The sequence below is a fragment of the Pseudomonas sp. PDM03 genome, assembly GCF_014852385.1.
Lineage (GTDB): Bacteria > Pseudomonadota > Gammaproteobacteria > Pseudomonadales > Pseudomonadaceae > Aquipseudomonas > Aquipseudomonas migulae.
Genome location: NZ_JACVBM010000001.1, coordinates 280616 through 296969, shown reverse-complemented (window position 1 = coordinate 296969; position 16354 = coordinate 280616). Strand labels below are relative to the sequence as shown.

The window sequence follows — 16354 nt, the reverse complement described above, 5'->3', positions numbered from 1 at the left end:
ACAACGTCAGCCTCGATTCGCACGCTGGATGACTTGCGGCGGTTGGCCGAAGGCGCGAATAAACGCCCGGCGCATCCGCTCGCGATCACCAAAACCGGTCTCTGTCGCCACCACATCGATGGCGTGCCGGCCGGTTTCCATCATCAGGCGCGCGGCCTCCACCCGCAGGTTTTCAATGGCCTTGGCAGGAGACTGACCGGTTTCAGCATGGAAGACGCGACTGAACTGTCGCGGGCTGAGGTTGGCGGCACTGGCCAGTTCCTCGACCGACAGCTCGGACTTCAGGTGCTGCTTGGCATAGGTCAACGCGGCTTGAATGCGATCAGTCTTGGGCTCGAGTTCAAGCATCACCGAAAACTGCGACTGCCCGCCCGCGCGTCGGTGGTACACCACCAATTGCCGGGCCACCCGCCGCGCCACTTCTGCACCGAGGTCACTTTCCACCAAGGCCAATGCAAGATCGACACAGGCACTCATGCCCGCAGCGGTCCAGACGTTGCCGTCGTTGATGAAGATCCGGTCCTCTTCCACCTTCACCTTCGGGTAAGCCCGTTGCAACGCAGGCGCATGGCACCAGTGCGTGGTCGCTCGGCGGCCATCGAGCAGACCGGCCTCGGCCAGCGCGATGGCACCGGTGCAGATCGAGCCGACCCGGCGGCAGGTCTGACTGGCGCTGCGCAGAAACGCCACCATGCCCGATGAAACCGGACGGATCAGGTTGTCGCCAATCACGAGCAGCGTGTCGAACGAACGCTGATCGAACGCGGTGGTTTCCACGCCGAAGCCGGCGGAGGTCTGCACCGTCCCGCCGTGTTCCGACAACAAGGTGAGGCTGTACACCGGCTCATCGGCGGCGCCGTTGGCCATTTCGAACGCCGCACACATGGCCAGGCCCAGCACCTGGAATTCGGGGTAAACGATGAGGCCGATCTCGTGCATGACGCCAATTCCTGATGACCGCAAAGGAGGCTTGATAGCTTTTAAGGCCATCTAACTTGCACTGTACGCTCTGATCAGCTCTACACCTAACGGAAAGCCGTTGGCCGACAACACGAGGCGCAGGCCGTGGTCGATGCGTTGAACTATGCGAAGTTATGGAGGGATCGCGGCTGGCACTCAGTGCCGGGACATCAACCCATGCAGCACACCGAACCGCAAACCGGGCTCGGACGGTGTCATGTGCGAGACGCCAAAAACCTTGAATGCTGCCAGCATCAGCACCAGCCCACCGGGCAGGATGCTCAGGCGGTGACTTTGCAGGCCCGCGAGCCTGAGTTGATTGACGTGCCCCACTTCCAGCAGGCGCAGCGACAGGCGCAACAGGCCGCTGTAGGTAATGCCGCTCTGGCCTTCGTCGTTCAAACCGTTGGCCTTGAGCACTTTGGCGAGCATCCGTGCGGTGCCTGACGAGCCGATCACTTGCTGCCAGCCCAGCGAGCGATAACGGCGCGCCACGCGTTCGAATTGCAGAGTGGCGACACGCTCGGCTTCCAGCAGCGCCGGGGCCGTGATGCGCCCACCTTGAAAATAACGCGCACCAAAGGTGCCGCTGCCGATGGCAATGCTCTCGGTCAACAGCGGCTGCGCGCCCTGCCCGAGGATCAATTCCGTGGAGCCGCCACCGACGTCGATCACCAGCCGTTTGCGTTCCGTACCGGGAACCGTGTGGGCCACACCGGCGTAAACCAGCCGCGCTTCTTCATGCCCGGAGATCACGTCGATGCGAAAACCCAGATGCCGCTCTGCGCTGGCCAGGAACAATTGGGCATTGTCGGCTTCACGCACGGCGCTGGTGGCCACCGCCCGTACACGACCGGGCTCAAAGCCGCGTAACTTTTTGCCGAATCGCGCGAGTGCCTGCCATCCGCGATCCAGTGCCATTTCGTCCAGCGCACCGCCCTGAAAACCCTCCGCCAGACGCACCGGCTCACGCAGGGTTTTCACTTCCTGGATCACCAGTTGCTGATTCCGCTTGACCGACTGGCCGATCATCATGCGAAACGCATTGGACCCCAGGTCGATGGCCGCAAACAGGGAGGCATCTCCTTTCATTGAGGTATTCCTTGCAAATTCATCTGTCAGCAGACCCAGGCCCGCTGTACGTTCAAGACGGTTTGCAAGAATTTTTACATGGGTTCGATGACATCCAGATGACATCGCTAATGGGCCTCTCCACCCTTGGGCTTATAGAAGAGAAACATGCTGGTCTCGGTGGTCTTGATGTATTTTCTGGCCCAATCGGGGTGCACGTTGCGGTCGTGAAAATACATCGCGCCGTGGGTGCGGTCGTTGAGCTGCTTGTTGAGCGCCTTGCGCGCGATTTCCTTGGCGATCATGTATTGGGTTTCTTCCTGGACCTGATCGGAACGCCCGTCACACCACCAGGAAAACTGGCAGTTCTTGGTTTCAGAACCTTGTTTGACCACCGCGCACACCGTGTCCGGAAAGCCCTCATGGCCCAGGCGATTCATCACCACGCTGGCCACGGCTTCCATGTCGGCGGAGGATTTGCCCTTGGCTTCCCAATAAATGGAGCGCGCCAGGCAGGTGATTGCATCGTCCAGCGGCGACGCGCCTGCCGGGTCGACCGCCTGCACTTCGGAGGTGGTAATCGCTTCGGACCTGGGCACCGGCACATCGGCCCCCTTCTCCGCCGCTTTCTGTTCCAGCACTTCGGCCTTGTTTTCGGCCGCTTCCTTTTTTTGTTCCTGTTCAGTCGCCGCTGCCTGGCCGCCGAGTAACATGATTGCAAAGCAGGTCGCTATCCAAATCAAGCGCATGATCGCCCCTTCTGAGTGGACTGGATTCAAGCAACAAACTGTCGACGCTGAGCGCCCCTGGCCGGCGACATGGCTTGATTGTAGTTGCCCGTTTTCATTTCGACAGACGGCCGACAACCTGTATTTCGGTGTGAAAAGGCATTGCGCTCACAGGGGTGAAATCGCGCATCATGGGCGCAGTCCGAACAAGGGAGATTTCCATGCGTGTCCTGCCACCCGTTTTGCGTCTTGCCACGTTGTCGCTGGGGCTGTTGTTCGCCATGAATGCGCTGGCGACCGACGAGAAACAACTGATCGACTCGATCAACGATTACCGCAGCCAGATCCAGCGATGCGCAGGTCAGGTCTCGTCGGAACTGCCACCGCTGGCGGGTGATCCACGGCTGGCGTTGTCCGCCTCCAGCATCGGCAATCTGCAACAGGCCATGGTTGCCGCGAATTATCCGATGAAGAACGTGCAGGCGATCAGCCTGTCCGGGCCGCGCGATGCGGCGGCGGCGATGAAAGCGATCCAGGAGAGCTTTTGCCAGATCGTGCTCGATCCGCAATTCGTCGACATCGGCGTGAGCCGCCAGGACCGTGAATGGCGCATCGTGGTGGCCCGTCCATTGTTGAGCGCGCGCCTGGGCGACTGGCAGGCGGAAGGCCAGAAGTTGCTGGCCGAACTCAACGTCGCCCGCAGCCGTCCACGCCAGTGCGGCACGCAATCCTTTGCCGCTGCCACGCCGTTGACCTGGAACGCCACACTGGCGACAGCCGCCGAGACGCATGCGCGGTCCATGGCCAACAACAATTACTTCGATCACAAGGACCGCGACGGTCGCACGCCGGGTGACCGGGCAGAACTGGCGGGTTACAGCGGCCAGCAGATCGGCGAGAACATCGCCGCCGGGCAAGACAGCGTGCGCAAGGTCGTCGATGGCTGGGTCGCCAGCCCCGGCCACTGCGCCAACCTGATGAACCCGCAGTACCAGGAATTGGGTGCTGCGTATGCGGTGGACCCGAAGAGCGATTCGGGGATTTACTGGACAGTGATGTTTGGTTCGCCGTAAACGCCCGCCGACAAACGCAAAAACCCGGACCGCCTTGACGGCGTCCGGGTTGTTTTTTTCAAGTCAGTGCGAGCTCATTCCCGCCGCATGCATCAACAATCGCAATGCCCCCGCCACGACGCCCAGCGCCAACACACTGCCGAACCAGATCAGCACCAGCCAGCCGAGCCGCCGATACCAGCGCGCGGGTTCTGGTTGACGCGAATTAATGGTAGCCATCGCCGATCCTCACTTTGCCGCGGAACACGTAGTAACTCCAGACGGTGTACATCAGGATGATCGGCAGAATGAACAAGGCCCCGATCAGGATGAACAACTGGCTGGTGGGTGGTGATGCCGCGGCCCACAGGCTGATGGAGGGCGGCACAATGTTCGGCCAGATGCTGAACGCCAATCCGATATACCCCAGGAACACCAGCGCCAAGGTAAAAACGAAGGGCCAGTGGGTGTGGCGCTGACGCAAAGTGCTGAGCAGGCCGAAGAACGCGAGCGCGGCCAACAACGCCAAGCCGCCAAACACCACCAGGTGAGCGTGGGCAAACCAGCGCGTCGCGATGTCCGGGTGCAGGATCGGTGTCCAGACACAGATCACGCCGATCACCGCCAACAGCAGCCAGGCCAACGGACGCGTGAACAGGCGCATCCGCGATTCGAGCATGCCTTCGGTCTTGACCAGCAACCAGGTGCTGCCCAACAACGCGTAAGCGACGATCAACCCCACCCCGCAGAACAACGGAAACGGTGCCAGCCAGTCCAGTGTGCCACCGGCAAACTGCCGATCGACCACCGGGATGCCGGCGATGTAAGCACCGATCACCACGCCTTGGGCAAAGGTCGCCAACAGCGAGCCACCGATAAACGCCAGGTCCCAGATGTGACGCTTTTGCGGGCTGGCCTTGAAGCGGAATTCAAACGCGACACCGCGAAAAATCAGCCCGCACAGCATCAATATCAGCGGCAGGTACAGCGCTTCCAGAATCACCGAATACGCCAGCGGAAACGCGCCATACAGCGCCGCGCCACCCAGCACCAGCCAGGTTTCGTTGCCATCCCAGACCGGCGCCACGGTGTTCATCATCACATCGCGCTCCCGTGCATCCGGGATCAACGGGAACAGGATGCCCAACCCCAGATCGAAGCCGTCCATGATCACGTACATCATCACGCCGAAAGCGATTATCACGCCCCAGATCAGCGAGAGGTCAATACCTTGAATACCCATGATTCAACTCCCCTTATTCAATGGACGCGGGCGTCGGTGTCGAGGTTTTCGGCGTCGGCGGACAGCGGCCGACGTGGCGTTACTACTTGAGCGGACGAGTCGCCGACAGGATGCGCGTGATGCGGTTGCGGCCCTTTGCGCACCAGTTTCATCATGTAGCCGATCCCCACCGTGAACACCGAGAAGTAGATCACCACGAACAGCGCCAATGAGATGCTCAGCTGTGCGACCGAATGGTGAGAAGCCGCGTCCGCCGTGCGCAACAATCCGTAGACCACCCAAGGCTGACGGCCCACTTCGGTGGTGATCCAGCCGGCGAGCATCGCGACCAAACCGCTGGGCCCCATCCACAACACAAAACGCAGGAAGCCGCGATGCCGATAGATTCCACCATTGCGGCGCAACGCGAGCCCGAGCAGACCGGCGAGAATCATCAACATGCCAAGGCCCGCCATCACGCGAAAACTCCAGAAGATAATCGTCGCGTTGGGCCGGTCTTCTTTCGGGAAGCTTTTGAGCGCGGGAATCTGTTTGTCCAGGCTGTGGGTCAGGATCAGGCTGCCCAGGTACGGGATTTCCACGGCGTAGCGAGTTTTCTCGGCCTGCATGTCCGGGATGCCAAACAGCACCAGTGGCGTCGGCCCGTTGTCGGCGTTTTCCCAGTGGCCCTCAATCGCGGCGATTTTTGCCGGTTGATGCTCCAGCGTGTTCAAGCCATGAGCGTCACCCACCACCGCCTGAATCGGCGCCACGATCAACGCCATCCACAGCGCCATCGAGAGCATTTTGCGCACCTGACGGGTGTCGTTGCCGCGCAGCAAATGCCACGCCGCTGACGAGCCGACGAAAAACGCAGTGGCGACAAACGCGGCAATCGCCATGTGCGCCAGGCGGAACGGGAACGACGGGTTGAACACAATGGCCAGCCAGTCCATCGGCATCACCCGGCCGTCGACGATCTGGAAACCTTGCGGCGTTTGCATCCAGCTGTTCGACGCGAGAATCCAGAAGGTCGAAATCAACGTGCCGATCGCCACCATCACCGTGGCAAAAAAGTGCAAGCCGCGCCCTACCCGGTTCCAGCCGAACAGCATGACCCCGAGGAAGCCCGCTTCAAGGAAGAATGCGGTGAGCACTTCATAGGTCAGCAACGGACCGGTGATGCTGCCGGCGAAGTCGGAAAAGCGACTCCAGTTGGTGCCGAACTCATACGCCATGACCAGACCAGAGACCACGCCCATACCAAAGTTGACGGCAAAGATCTTCGACCAGAAATGGTAAAGGTCACGATAGGTGTCGTTGTGGGTCTTGAGCCAAAGCCCTTCGAGCACGGCGAGGAAACTCGCCAGGCCGATGGTGATGGCGGGAAAGATGATGTGGAACGAAACCGTGAACGCGAATTGAATGCGCGCCAGGTCCAGTGCCTCCAGATTAAACATGCTGAACATCCTCATCGAGGCTGAGTTAAAAACGGCACACAGCCGGGCCACCGTCGGGCCGTAGGGCCCGCAGCCAACTAATGTCGAAAGGGTGAAACCGGTGCGGCGTGCGGCGACGCTCCGGTCTGAACTACGCGACGGAAGACATGATCACGTTGCTGGCGCCCGCCTGTTCGAGGCGGATGGCGACGAACTTGGAGGTCGGGGTGAACGTGCGGTCACCGTAGCTTTCCAGCGGAACCAGTGGATTGGTTTCCGGGTAGTAAGCGGCGGCTTGGCCCGGCGGAATGTCGTAGGCAATCAGGGTGAAGCCGCTGACACGACGCTCGCGGTCATCGTCCCAGAGTGCAACCAGATCAACTTTCTGCCCCGGCTCGAAGCCGAGTTTGCGAATGTCCTGTTCGTTCACAAATACGACGTCGCGCATCCCATAGACCCCACGATAACGATCATCCAGACCGTACAGGGTGGTGTTGTATTGATCGTGGGAACGCATGGTTTGCAGGATCAGATCCGGCTTCTCTGCCAGGTTGCGCACGCCTTCGCTGATCAGGTGCTCCGGCAACACACTCGGGGTGAACTGCGCTTTGCCGGTCGCGGTTTTCCAGACGCGATTCGATGCGTTGTTGGGCATGTGGAAACCGCCCGGGTGCAGCAGCCGTTGATTGAAATCTTCGAAGCCTGGAATGGTGTCGGCAATCATGTTGCGGATGCGGCCGTAGTCACCGATGGCCCAATTCCAGTCGATCGGATGCTTGCCCAGCGTGGCGGCGGCGATCCCGGCAATGATCGCCGGCTCCGAGCGCAGATGCACCGACTTGGGTTTCAACTGGCCGTGGGAGATGTGGATCATGCTGAAGGTGTCTTCCACGGTGACGCCTTGTGGTCCTTCGGCTTGCATGTCGATATCGGTGCGACCCAGGCACGGCAGAATCAACGCTTCCCGTCCGGTGACCAAATGGCTGCGGTTGAGTTTGGTGGCGATGTGCACGGTGAGGGCGCACTTGCGCAACGCGTCGTGGGTGCGCGGGGTGTCCGGGGTGGCTTGAGCGAAGTTGCCGCCCAGAGCGATGAACACTTTCGAACGGCCCTGCTCCATCGCCGAAATCGCCATCACGGTATTGTGGCCGTGCTCGCGTGGCGGCTTGAACGAAAAGCGTTTTTCCAGTGCATCCAGCAGCTCGACCGGTGCCAGTTCGTTGATGCCCATGGTCCGGTCACCTTGCACGTTGCTGTGACCGCGCACCGGCGACAGGCCCGCGCCGGGGCGGCCGACGTTGCCCCGCAACAGCATCAGGTTGATGACTTCCTGCAGCATCGGCACCGAGTGCGTGTGCTGGGTCAAGCCCATCGCCCAGCACATGATCACGGCTTTGGCCTTGGCGTACATGCGCGCGGCGAGTTCGATATCCGCCAGGCTCATGCCGGACTGCTCCTCGATGTGCGCCCAGGTGGTGGCATCGACTTGCGCCAGATACTCATCCATCCCGGAGGTATGTTCAGCGATGAAGGCGTGGTCAAACACCGGCTCGCCACCGCTGGCTTGAGCTTCGCGCTCCCACTGCAAGAGGAACTTGACCATGCCGCGCATCACCGCCATGTCGCCGCCGAGTGCCGGGCGGAAGTAGGCGGTGTTGGTCGGCTCGGAGCCGTTCAGCAACATCTCGATCGGGTGCTGCGGATGCTGGAAACGCTCCAGCCCGCGCTCTTTGAGCGGGTTGATGCAGATCACCTGCGCCCCGCGCTTCACCGCTTCGCGCAGCGGTTCAAGCATCCGTGGATGGTTGGTGCCGGGGTTCTGGCCGATGACGAAGATCGCGTCGGAATGCTCCAGGTCATCGAACACCACCGTGCCTTTGCCCACGCCCAGGCTCTCGCCCATGCTGACGGCACTGGCTTCGTGGCACATGTTGGAGCAGTCCGGGAAATTATTGGTGCCGTAGGCCCGTACGAACAACTGGTACAGAAAAGCCGCCTCGTTACTGGCCCGGCCCGAGGTGTAGAACTCGGCCTGATCCGGCGATTCCAGCGCATTGAGGTGCCGGGCAATCAGGGCGAACGCGTCATCCCAGGTGGTTTCCACGTAACGGTCCGACTGCGCGTCGTAGCGCATCGGATGGGTGAGCCGGCCCTGATACTCCAGCCAGTAATCGCTTTGCTCGGCCAGCGTCGACACCGTGTATTTGTTGAAGAACGCCGGGTTCACCAGGCGACCGGTCGCTTCCCAGTTAACCGCCTTGGCGCCGTTTTCGCAGAACTTGACCATGCCGTTTTCCGGCGACTCACCCCAGGCGCAGCCCGGGCAGTCGAAGCCACCGTTCTGGTTGGTCTTGAGCATGGCGCGGATATTTTTCAGGGCGTTCTCACTGCCCAGCCAGTTCTTGGTGACGGCGATCAACGCCCCCCAACCGGCAGCGGCACCCTTGTAAGGTTTGTAACGGTCGACTTGAGACATGATGCTTCTCCGTGACATTGCACACAGGCTTTTCGAAGTACGGAGCGAGCATATGAATGGGGATTGAATATTGTCTAATCGCTATTAATGACCACATTATCGAAGAGATCTATCACGGGATTTATCCCTTTATTTTCAATGGCTTGAGTGTTTAATAAATAACTTTAACGCTTGAAAAAAGTTTGTCATAGAGCCCATCGATCACCCGGTCATTAATAGTGATTGGACGCCCTCCAAAGTTGCACTTAGCCTGCGGTTCGGGTCGTAAAACAACGGACCTGTAACGAGTGACGGATTTGTAGGAGCCGGCTTGCTGGCGATGGCGTCAGTGAGGGTGCCATCGCCAGCAAGCCGGCTCCTACAGTTCCGTCACCGCAATCCATTCCGGATAACGACGGAATTTCCATTACAAAGTGCGCGGGTCATTACCACCAAAACCGCCAAGCGAGGCTGTCATGTCAGAGCGAGTCTTGATCGATGGGTTCTCCCGGCGCGTGGACTATCTGCGGATGTCTGTCACCGATCGTTGCGACTTCCGTTGCGTGTATTGCATGGCCGAAGACATGCAATTCCTGCCGCGCCAACGGATCCTGACCCTGGAAGAAATCTACCAGGTCGCCGAAAGCTTCGTGGCGCTGGGCACCCGCAAAATCCGCCTGACCGGCGGCGAGCCGTTGATTCGTCCCGGCGTGGTGCAACTGTGCGAACGAATCGCCGCCCTGCCCGGCCTGCGCGAATTGTGCATGACCACCAATGGTTCGCAGTTGAGCAAACTGGCCAAGCCGTTGTTCGACGCCGGGGTCAAGCGACTCAACATCAGCCTCGACTGTCTGGACCCGCAACGCTTTCGCGAACTGACGCGCACCGGCGATCTGGCACAAGTCATCAAGGGCATCGACGCCGCCATCGCCGCCGGGTTTCGCAACACCAAGCTCAATTGCGTGGTGATGAAGGGCCGCAACGATCACGAGATCAACGATCTGGTGAGCTTCGCCATCGACCGCCAGCTCGACATTTCATTCATCGAAGAAATGCCCTTGGGCACCATCCATGAGCACAGCCGCGCGGAATCGTTTTATTCCAGCGCCCAGGTACGTGAACGAATAGCCGAGCGCTACACTTTGATTGACTCCGCCGAGTCGACCCAGGGCCCTTCCCGCTACTGGCGTCTGGCCGAGGCGCCACAGATTCGCCTGGGGTTCATTTCCCCCCACAGCCACAACTTTTGCGGCACCTGCAACCGGGTGCGGCTGACCGTGGAAGGCCGGCTGCTGCTGTGCCTGGGCAACGAGCATTCGGTCGATCTCAAGGCGGTACTGCGCGCCCATCCCGGTCAGCCCGAACGCTTGGAAAAAGCCATTATCGAGGCGATGAAGCTCAAGCCTTATCGGCACAATTTCGAAGTGAACGATGACGTTCAGGTGGTTCGCTTCATGAACATGACGGGCGGCTGAAAACCATGATCGTGAGACCCAAACCCAATCTGATCGGCGTCCTGACTTCACTCAAGGGTTCGATCGCCAAACGTATTGCCTGGCGCAGCCTGATGGTGACCGTGCTCGCCTCGGCCATCGTGCTGATCGAGACCCTGCACCCCAGTTATTTCTCCAAGGTCAGTGCAACGCCGTTCACCCTGCTGGGCTTGTCGTTGTCGATCTTCATGAGCTTTCGCAACAACGCCTGCTATGACCGCTGGTATGAAGCACGCAAGGCGTGGGGTGATGTGATCGTGGACATCCGGTCGATGATTCGCGAAACCCAGATCATCAAGGACGCCGGCGAACGCTCAAAAATCCTCAGTAACCTCTGCGGCTTCGCCCATGCGCTGAACGCGAAACTGCGCTCGGAAAACGAACTGGCCGCCAGTGGCGACTGGCTCGACCCGATGCCGAAGAACAATACTCCCGACCTGAGTGGGCAGATTCTGCTGCAGGTCGGCCAACAGTGTTCGACGCTCAGCGAATCGGGCGCGATCAATGAATGGCGCTATACGCTCATGGCCAACCATCTGACCCGCCTGACCCAGGCCCAGGCCGTTTGCGAACGTATCAAACACACGCCGCTGCCGTTTCCCTACACCCTGTTGCTGCACCGGACCATTTACCTGTTCTGCATCTTGCTGCCCTTCGCCATGGCCGAACCATTGGGCTGGCTGACGCCGATTTTCACCGCCATTGTCAGCTACACGTTTTTCGGGCTGGACGCGATTGGCGATGAACTGGAAGACCCGTTCGGTCGCGACGAAAATGACCTGCCCACCGATGCCCTGGTGCGCATTATCGAACGTGAAGTGCTGTCGGCGCTGGGGGCGACGCAGCTTCCTCCGGTGCTGGAGCCCGTTGATTACGTACTTGAGTGATCGAGACGTTCATCCCTCAGCCAACGGTGAGGGATGGTTGACGTGCTCTAGAACAATTCGCTGAAAGGGATAAACCGCACCGGGTCACCGACCTTCAGCGTGCAACCTTCTGCAATCTCCGCCAGTCCGTCCGCCCAGGAAGCACCGAGCAACACGCCGGAACTCTGGTTCGGATAAAGCACAGCCCGGCCTGCTTGCAGCTTGACCCGCAGGTATTCCCGGCGGCTTCCGGCCTTGGGCCAATCGAAACCGGCGCTGACCGGAAAGCTCAAGGGCGTGACCTCTTCGACACCTTGAATCCGCAGCAGATAAGCCCGGGCCAACAGCCCGAACGTCACCAGCGCCGAGGTCGGATTGCCTGGCAGACCGATCACCGGCACCGTACCAAAATGGCCGACGGTCAGTGGCTTGCCCGGCTTGATCGACAGCTTCCACAACAACGGCCTGCCGCATTCGCGCAGCACTTGCCCGAGGCAGTCGGCATCACCCGCAGACACGCCACCGGTGGTCAGAATCAAGTCAGCCGCGTGTTGCAACTGTTCAAGCTTGAGCCGTGTCTGCCGTGGCTGGTCAGGCAAAATCCCGGCATCGATGACCTCGCAGCCCAATGCGCTCAACCAATGCCTCAACAGCGTCCGGTTGCTGTTGTAAATGCCGCCGGGCTTCAGTGGCGTGCCCGGCTCGACCAGTTCATCGCCGGTAGAAAGCAACGCGACCCGTGGCCGGCGCACCACATCGACCTGCGTCAATCCCTGAGCCGCAGCCACCGCCAATTCGAACGGTCCCAGCCGTGTGCCCGCAACCAACAAAACCTCGCCCGCGCGATTTTCCTGGCCTTGCGGGCGGATGTTCTGGCCCGCCGTCAGTGGCTGCTTGAAGCGTATCTGCCCGTCCGCCAGGACGTCGACGTTCTCTTGCATCTCGACGCAATTGGCGCCCTGCGGCACAGGTGCCCCGGTGAAGATCCGCGCGCAGGTTCCCGGCCGCAAGGCGTCTGGGGCGCGGCCGGCAAAAACTTGTTGCGACACGGCCAGCGGTTGCCCGTTCCAGTCATGAACACTCAGCGCATAACCGTCCATGGCACTGTTGGGCCACGGCGGAAGGTCCAGGGTCGCCACCAGGTCATTGGCCAGCACGCGTTGCCGGGCCGCATTCAACGGGACCGGCTCGCTGTCATGCAGGCGTTGCGCCTCGGCCATCGCCAGCAGTTTGGCGATGGCGTCCTCCACAGGCATTAGCCCTGGCGAATTCATCCCCGTGGCCCGCACGCCTGCACCGCTTTGAGATGCGGCACAAAGTTGCACGGTCTGTGACGGGCATCCAACTGCTCGGCGAGGATGCCTTCCCACGCGGTTCGACAGGCGCCGGTCGAACCTGGCAGGCAGCACACCAGCGTACCGTTGGCTAACCCGGCCAATGCCCGGCTCTGTACCGTAGACGTGCCGATGTCGAGAATGGAGATCGCCCGGAACAGCTCACCAAAACCGTCAATCTGTTTGTCCAGCAAACACGCCACGGCCTCGGGCGTACTGTCGCGGCCGGTGAAGCCGGTGCCGCCGGTAATCAGCACCACTTGAATGTCTTCGTCAGCGATCCAGTTCGCCACCTGGGCGCGGATTTTGTACAGGTCGTCCTTCAACAAGTTGCGTTCACTGAGGGTGTGGCCGGCTTCCAGCAATCGACTGACCAGCAATTGCCCGGAGGTGTCGTTGGCATATTCACGGGTATCGCTAACGGTCAGCACGGCAATATTCAACGGTACAAATAACGCATCCGATTTCACGCTCATATCTTTCTCCGGCAGGTATTAATTAAATAACCTTCAGAGACTAAAGCGCTTGAATAATCACTGTCTAATCACTCTAACCAACCAACTTATCGAGCCCCTCTATCACTCATTTCGACTATTAATTCTTGCAGTGATAGAGCCCGCCGATGACTCATTAAATATTACTGATTGGACTGAAAAGAGAGGCAGTGAGATCGTCTGTTCATAACGTTAAATGCCAAGCCTGTGCCCTTCGCACCTACGCTAATACTGACAGCCCATTCCCTCTCGGCAGGTGCCATCGTGGACATCAAACAACTCAAGTTTCTGATCGCACTGGAGCAGACCCGTCACTTCGGTCAAGCCGCCGCGCGTTGCCATATCACCCAGCCCACCCTGTCCATGCGCCTGCGTAATCTGGAGGATGAACTGGATCTGGTGCTGGTCACCCGAGGCCAGCGCTTCGAAGGCTTCACCCAGGCTGGCGAGCGCGTACTGGCGTGGGCCAGAACCCTGCTGGCGGCCCATGACGGGTTGTTCGCCGAAGCGGCCGCCTGCCGTGGCCAACTGGTCGGCAACCTGCGCATGGGCCTGGTCCCGCTCAGCAGTTTCAATCCGGTCAGCTACATCAAGGGCCTTTCCCACAGTTTTCCCGAGCTCAAGTTCAGTCTGAACTCGATGAGTTCGGACCAGATCATCGAAGGCCTGGGCAACAACCAGCTGGACCTCGGCGTCTGCTACCTGGATCACGTGAACCCCAATTACTTCGAGTTTTTCGAAATCGGCGAGACCCGCGTCGGTCTGCTCTACGACACCCGTCATTTCCATTTCGAAGGCACTGAAATGAGCTGGGAAGACGCCGCCGAACTGCCGCTGGGGATGATCAGCAATGGCATGCACTACCGCAAATCCATCGACCTGAGTTTCCGCAGTCGCGGGCTCAACCCGCAGCCGATCCTGGAAAGTGATTCGACGTATCAATTGCTCCAGGCGATTCACGAAGGCTTCTGCTGCTCGATCATGCCGCTGGACAGCGGACTGGAGGAGCCGATCGAACACCTTGCGTTCATCCAGCTGCCTGATGCCAGCGTCCTTGCGCCGCTGGGACTGGTCATGCGCAAAACCGAACCGCGCTCGGCCATCGCCGAGAAATGTTTTGCCGAGGCCCGATTGTTATTCAAAGCAACAAGCTGATGTTAATCAGCCGTCCGACAAACAACGTGCGGAGATGATGATCGACAGCGCCAATCACAGAATCGGAACAAGCGATTGGACGCAATAATTGAATATCCGTAGCCTGAACTTAATCCAGTGCTGCGGGGTTTAATCATGTTGTGCCAAGTTGAACAATCCAATGAACTAACGGATGTGAATGCACCGGCGCCACAACCGCTGCACGTGACGTTCAGAGAATACGATAAGGCCGCTGCCCGTTCAGAAGCGGCGCTGGCGTCCGAGATTGCCTTGGCCATTACTTACAACGGGCTGAGCCAGGCGGTGATGATGGTCTCGCCCGGCAACCTCGAGGATTTCATCCGCGGTTTCAGCGTCAGCAACGACATTGTTGAAGACCTGAGCGAAATCTACGACGTGCGTCTCACGCATTTCGATCAGGCCTGCCAGGCCGATGTGCAGATATCCAGTCGCGCGTTCTGGGCACTGAAAAATCATCGCCGGCAAATGACCGGCACCAGTGGTTGCGGCTTGTGTGGTGTCGAGGCACTGGAACAGGCGCTGCCGCAACTGGACATTCTGCAGCCCGTTCCGCTCCCCGCCGCAGCGCACTTCAACGGCATACGCGAGCGCATCGAACAGGCTCAGCAAATGGCGCGCAGCAGTGGCGCGCTGCATGCGGCGTTGTATTTCGACGCTGACGGCAATGCGGTTGTGTGCAGGGAAGACATCGGCCGCCACAACGCCCTGGATAAATTGATCGGCGCGCTGCAACAGGCACGGATCGATACGCGCGTCGGCTTCACCGTCGTGACCAGCCGCTGCAGCCTGGAGCTGATTCACAAAGCCGTACGGGCGAAGCTCGGCACGCTGGTCAGCCTGTCGGCACCCACTGCATTGACGGTGCAGTGGGCCATCCGGCACCGCCTCAATCTGATTCACGTCCCCCATCGCAACGCGCCACGCATTTACAGCCCGGTTTAACGGGGCATTTCAATCTGGAGGACACGCAATGATTCTCATCAGTTACTTCGCCCGCTATCGCGAGCAGTTGAACCTTGGCGGTGAAAAGCTGCTGCTGGATGCCTCGCTCAACACGGTCGAAGACATCCGCCAACGGCTGGTAGCGCGTGGCGGTGTCTGGGCAGATATTTTCAGTGAGAGCAACCTGATGTGCGCGGTGAACCAGGACCTGTGCCGACTGGATCAGACCGTCGAAGACTTTGACGAGATCGCGTTTTTTCCACCCGTCACTGGCGGCTAAGCATTGTGCGTGGTGTTCAGGCCTGCGTTTGAACCACCTCGATCCCCAGTTTCCGATAATCCCCGACATCGCCCGACGCCACATGGCGCTCGGTGATCAGCGTATGGATACGGTTGCACGGCGCGACCACAAACGGCTCGACCGCGCCCAGTTTGTCCGCCGTGGTGACGGCGATCACCTGCGAAGCACTGTCGAGCAGTGCCTGTTTAACCGGCACCTCATCGAAGTGCAATGAGCTGATGCCAACTTGCGGATGAATCGCGCAAACGCCGGTGAACAGCACATCCGCCTTGATGCCCTGCAACAAGCGCAGGGTCTCGTGTCCGCTGACCGACATCGTCGCGAGGTTGAGTTGCCCGCCTGCCAGAATCACCTTGATGCCTTTGTATTCGGCCAGGGTGATGGCGGTCATCGGCGAGGTCGTGATGGCGGTGATGGAAATGTCCGAAGGCAACGAACGCGCGATCTGCAGCGTGGTGGTGCCGGAATCGAACATCACGATCTGGCCATTCTCCACGCGACTGGCGGCGAGCTGCGCGAGGTGGGTCTTCACCTCATCGGTTTCGCTGACCCGCGTGAAGTAATCCTTGCCCGTGTCCTTGGGCCGAGGCAGCGCGCCGCCGTGCACGCGTTGCACCAGGCCGGCCGTGGCCAACTCCGACAGGTCGCGGCGGATGGTGTCTTCCGAGACGGCGAAATGCTGACTCAACTCGGAGGCCATGACCTTGCCGTCACGTTCGAGGATCAGCAGGATTTTCTGCCGGCGCAGATGCGGGAGTTCGGCGGCCGAGTGATGGTCATGCATGTTTATGCCTGAATTTGCGGGTTTGTGCGAGATTAGC

Annotated in this window: 16 protein-coding genes; 6 read left to right on the top strand and 10 right to left on the bottom strand. The window is 59.9% G+C overall.

From position 1 onward, the window contains the following. Positions 1 to 6 precede the first annotated feature (6 nt). The 3 genes from IB254_RS01375 to IB254_RS01365 all read right to left on the bottom strand — a co-directional run bounded on the left by IB254_RS01375 (position 7) and on the right by IB254_RS01365 (position 2780). Complete coding sequence (locus tag IB254_RS01375; protein ID WP_192416016.1) at positions 7 to 939, bottom strand: GlxA family transcriptional regulator; 933 nt, start codon at positions 937 to 939, stop codon at positions 7 to 9. Between the two features lie 177 nt (positions 940 to 1116). Next, a complete protein-coding gene (locus IB254_RS01370; RefSeq protein WP_008024127.1) occupies positions 1117 to 2052 on the bottom strand; it encodes a phosphatase in 936 nt (311 codons plus the stop codon). Positions 2053 to 2159: 107 nt separating this feature from the next. After that, positions 2160 to 2780, bottom strand: a complete 621-nt coding sequence (locus IB254_RS01365) for a cell wall hydrolase (RefSeq protein WP_192416014.1) — start codon at positions 2778 to 2780, stop codon at positions 2160 to 2162. Positions 2781 to 2980: 200 nt separating this feature from the next. Between IB254_RS01365 and IB254_RS01360 the strand changes: the two genes are divergently transcribed. After that, positions 2981 to 3832: a CAP domain-containing protein gene (locus IB254_RS01360; protein WP_192416012.1), complete on the top strand. Its 852-nt coding sequence runs from the start codon at positions 2981 to 2983 to the stop codon at positions 3830 to 3832. A 63-nt stretch (positions 3833 to 3895) separates the two neighbouring features. Here the strand turns inward: IB254_RS01360 and IB254_RS01355 are convergent, their stop codons facing one another. The 4 genes from IB254_RS01355 to IB254_RS01340 form a co-directional block, all read right to left on the bottom strand. After that, positions 3896 to 4051 carry a DUF2474 domain-containing protein gene (locus IB254_RS01355; protein ID WP_192416010.1) on the bottom strand — a complete coding sequence of 52 codons (156 nt, stop codon included), beginning with the start codon at positions 4049 to 4051 and terminating at the stop codon, positions 3896 to 3898. Then, a complete protein-coding gene (gene cydB / locus IB254_RS01350) occupies positions 4038 to 5054 on the bottom strand; it encodes a cytochrome d ubiquinol oxidase subunit II (RefSeq protein ID WP_192416008.1) in 1017 nt (338 codons plus the stop codon). The genes IB254_RS01355 and cydB overlap by 14 nt, the downstream gene beginning before the upstream one ends. 17 nt (positions 5055 to 5071) lie before the next feature. Further along, the gene (locus IB254_RS01345) at positions 5072 to 6493 is read right to left on the bottom strand and encodes a cytochrome ubiquinol oxidase subunit I (RefSeq protein ID WP_192416006.1); all 1422 of its coding nucleotides are present in this window, start codon (positions 6491 to 6493) and stop codon (positions 5072 to 5074) included. 130 nt (positions 6494 to 6623) lie between these two features. Beyond that, positions 6624 to 8948, bottom strand: a complete 2325-nt coding sequence (locus tag IB254_RS01340; protein WP_192416004.1) for an FdhF/YdeP family oxidoreductase — start codon at positions 8946 to 8948, stop codon at positions 6624 to 6626. 455 nt (positions 8949 to 9403) lie between these two features. On the opposite strand from IB254_RS01340, the gene moaA reads away from it, so the two are divergent. Continuing rightward, positions 9404 to 10402 carry a GTP 3',8-cyclase MoaA gene (gene moaA, locus IB254_RS01335; RefSeq protein ID WP_192416001.1) on the top strand — a complete coding sequence of 333 codons (999 nt, stop codon included), beginning with the start codon at positions 9404 to 9406 and terminating at the stop codon, positions 10400 to 10402. A gap of 5 nt (positions 10403 to 10407) precedes the next feature. Next, positions 10408 to 11307, top strand: a complete 900-nt coding sequence (locus tag IB254_RS01330) for a bestrophin family protein (RefSeq protein ID WP_192415999.1) — start codon at positions 10408 to 10410, stop codon at positions 11305 to 11307. Positions 11308 to 11354: 47 nt separating this feature from the next. On the opposite strand, the gene glp is transcribed toward IB254_RS01330, so the two are convergent. Together glp and moaB are read right to left on the bottom strand one after the other, a co-directional pair. After that, positions 11355 to 12560, bottom strand: coding sequence for a gephyrin-like molybdotransferase Glp (glp, locus tag IB254_RS01325; protein ID WP_192415996.1), 1206 nt, complete (start codon positions 12558 to 12560; stop codon positions 11355 to 11357). Beyond that, entirely contained in the window at positions 12557 to 13096 is a 540-nt protein-coding gene (gene moaB / locus IB254_RS01320) for a molybdenum cofactor biosynthesis protein B (RefSeq protein WP_192415986.1), read from the bottom strand. Before moaB ends, glp begins: the two co-directional genes overlap by 4 nt. Before the next feature lie 282 nt (positions 13097 to 13378). On the opposite strand from moaB, the gene IB254_RS01315 reads away from it, so the two are divergent. The 3 genes from IB254_RS01315 to moaD all read left to right on the top strand — a co-directional run bounded on the left by IB254_RS01315 (position 13379) and on the right by moaD (position 15512). Continuing rightward, a complete protein-coding gene (locus tag IB254_RS01315) occupies positions 13379 to 14269 on the top strand; it encodes a LysR family transcriptional regulator (RefSeq protein ID WP_192415968.1) in 891 nt (296 codons plus the stop codon). 135 nt (positions 14270 to 14404) lie between these two features. Then, positions 14405 to 15232 (top strand): formate dehydrogenase accessory sulfurtransferase FdhD, encoded by an 828-nt coding sequence (fdhD, locus tag IB254_RS01310; RefSeq protein WP_192415965.1) that lies wholly within the window; start codon positions 14405 to 14407, stop codon positions 15230 to 15232. A gap of 28 nt (positions 15233 to 15260) precedes the next feature. Beyond that, positions 15261 to 15512 (top strand): molybdopterin converting factor subunit 1, encoded by a 252-nt coding sequence (gene moaD / locus IB254_RS01305; RefSeq protein WP_192415962.1) that lies wholly within the window; start codon positions 15261 to 15263, stop codon positions 15510 to 15512. Between the two features lie 16 nt (positions 15513 to 15528). Here the strand turns inward: moaD and IB254_RS01300 are convergent, their stop codons facing one another. Next, a complete protein-coding gene (locus IB254_RS01300) occupies positions 15529 to 16317 on the bottom strand; it encodes a DeoR/GlpR family DNA-binding transcription regulator (protein ID WP_192415960.1) in 789 nt (262 codons plus the stop codon). Between the last annotated feature and the right edge of the window lie 37 nt (positions 16318 to 16354).

Excerpts from the sequence above, each read along its gene's own strand:
- IB254_RS01375 (WP_192416016.1), bottom strand. The coding sequence starts at position 939 with ATGCACGAGATCGGCCTCATCGTTTACCCCGAATTCCAGGTGCTGGGC.
- IB254_RS01370 (WP_008024127.1), bottom strand. The coding sequence starts at position 2,052 with ATGAAAGGAGATGCCTCCCTGTTTGCGGCCATCGACCTGGGGTCCAAT.
- IB254_RS01365 (WP_192416014.1), bottom strand. The coding sequence starts at position 2,780 with ATGCGCTTGATTTGGATAGCGACCTGCTTTGCAATCATGTTACTCGGC.
- IB254_RS01360 (WP_192416012.1), top strand. The coding sequence starts at position 2,981 with ATGCGTGTCCTGCCACCCGTTTTGCGTCTTGCCACGTTGTCGCTGGGG.
- IB254_RS01355 (WP_192416010.1), bottom strand. The coding sequence starts at position 4,051 with ATGGCTACCATTAATTCGCGTCAACCAGAACCCGCGCGCTGGTATCGG.
- cydB (WP_192416008.1), bottom strand. The coding sequence starts at position 5,054 with ATGGGTATTCAAGGTATTGACCTCTCGCTGATCTGGGGCGTGATAATC.
- IB254_RS01345 (WP_192416006.1), bottom strand. The coding sequence starts at position 6,493 with ATGTTTAATCTGGAGGCACTGGACCTGGCGCGCATTCAATTCGCGTTC.
- IB254_RS01340 (WP_192416004.1), bottom strand. The coding sequence starts at position 8,948 with ATGTCTCAAGTCGACCGTTACAAACCTTACAAGGGTGCCGCTGCCGGT.
- moaA (WP_192416001.1), top strand. The coding sequence starts at position 9,404 with ATGTCAGAGCGAGTCTTGATCGATGGGTTCTCCCGGCGCGTGGACTAT.
- IB254_RS01330 (WP_192415999.1), top strand. The coding sequence starts at position 10,408 with ATGATCGTGAGACCCAAACCCAATCTGATCGGCGTCCTGACTTCACTC.
- glp (WP_192415996.1), bottom strand. The coding sequence starts at position 12,560 with ATGAATTCGCCAGGGCTAATGCCTGTGGAGGACGCCATCGCCAAACTG.
- moaB (WP_192415986.1), bottom strand. The coding sequence starts at position 13,096 with ATGAGCGTGAAATCGGATGCGTTATTTGTACCGTTGAATATTGCCGTG.
- fdhD (WP_192415965.1), top strand. The coding sequence starts at position 14,405 with ATGTTGTGCCAAGTTGAACAATCCAATGAACTAACGGATGTGAATGCA.
- moaD (WP_192415962.1), top strand. The coding sequence starts at position 15,261 with ATGATTCTCATCAGTTACTTCGCCCGCTATCGCGAGCAGTTGAACCTT.
- IB254_RS01300 (WP_192415960.1), bottom strand. The coding sequence starts at position 16,317 with ATGCATGACCATCACTCGGCCGCCGAACTCCCGCATCTGCGCCGGCAG.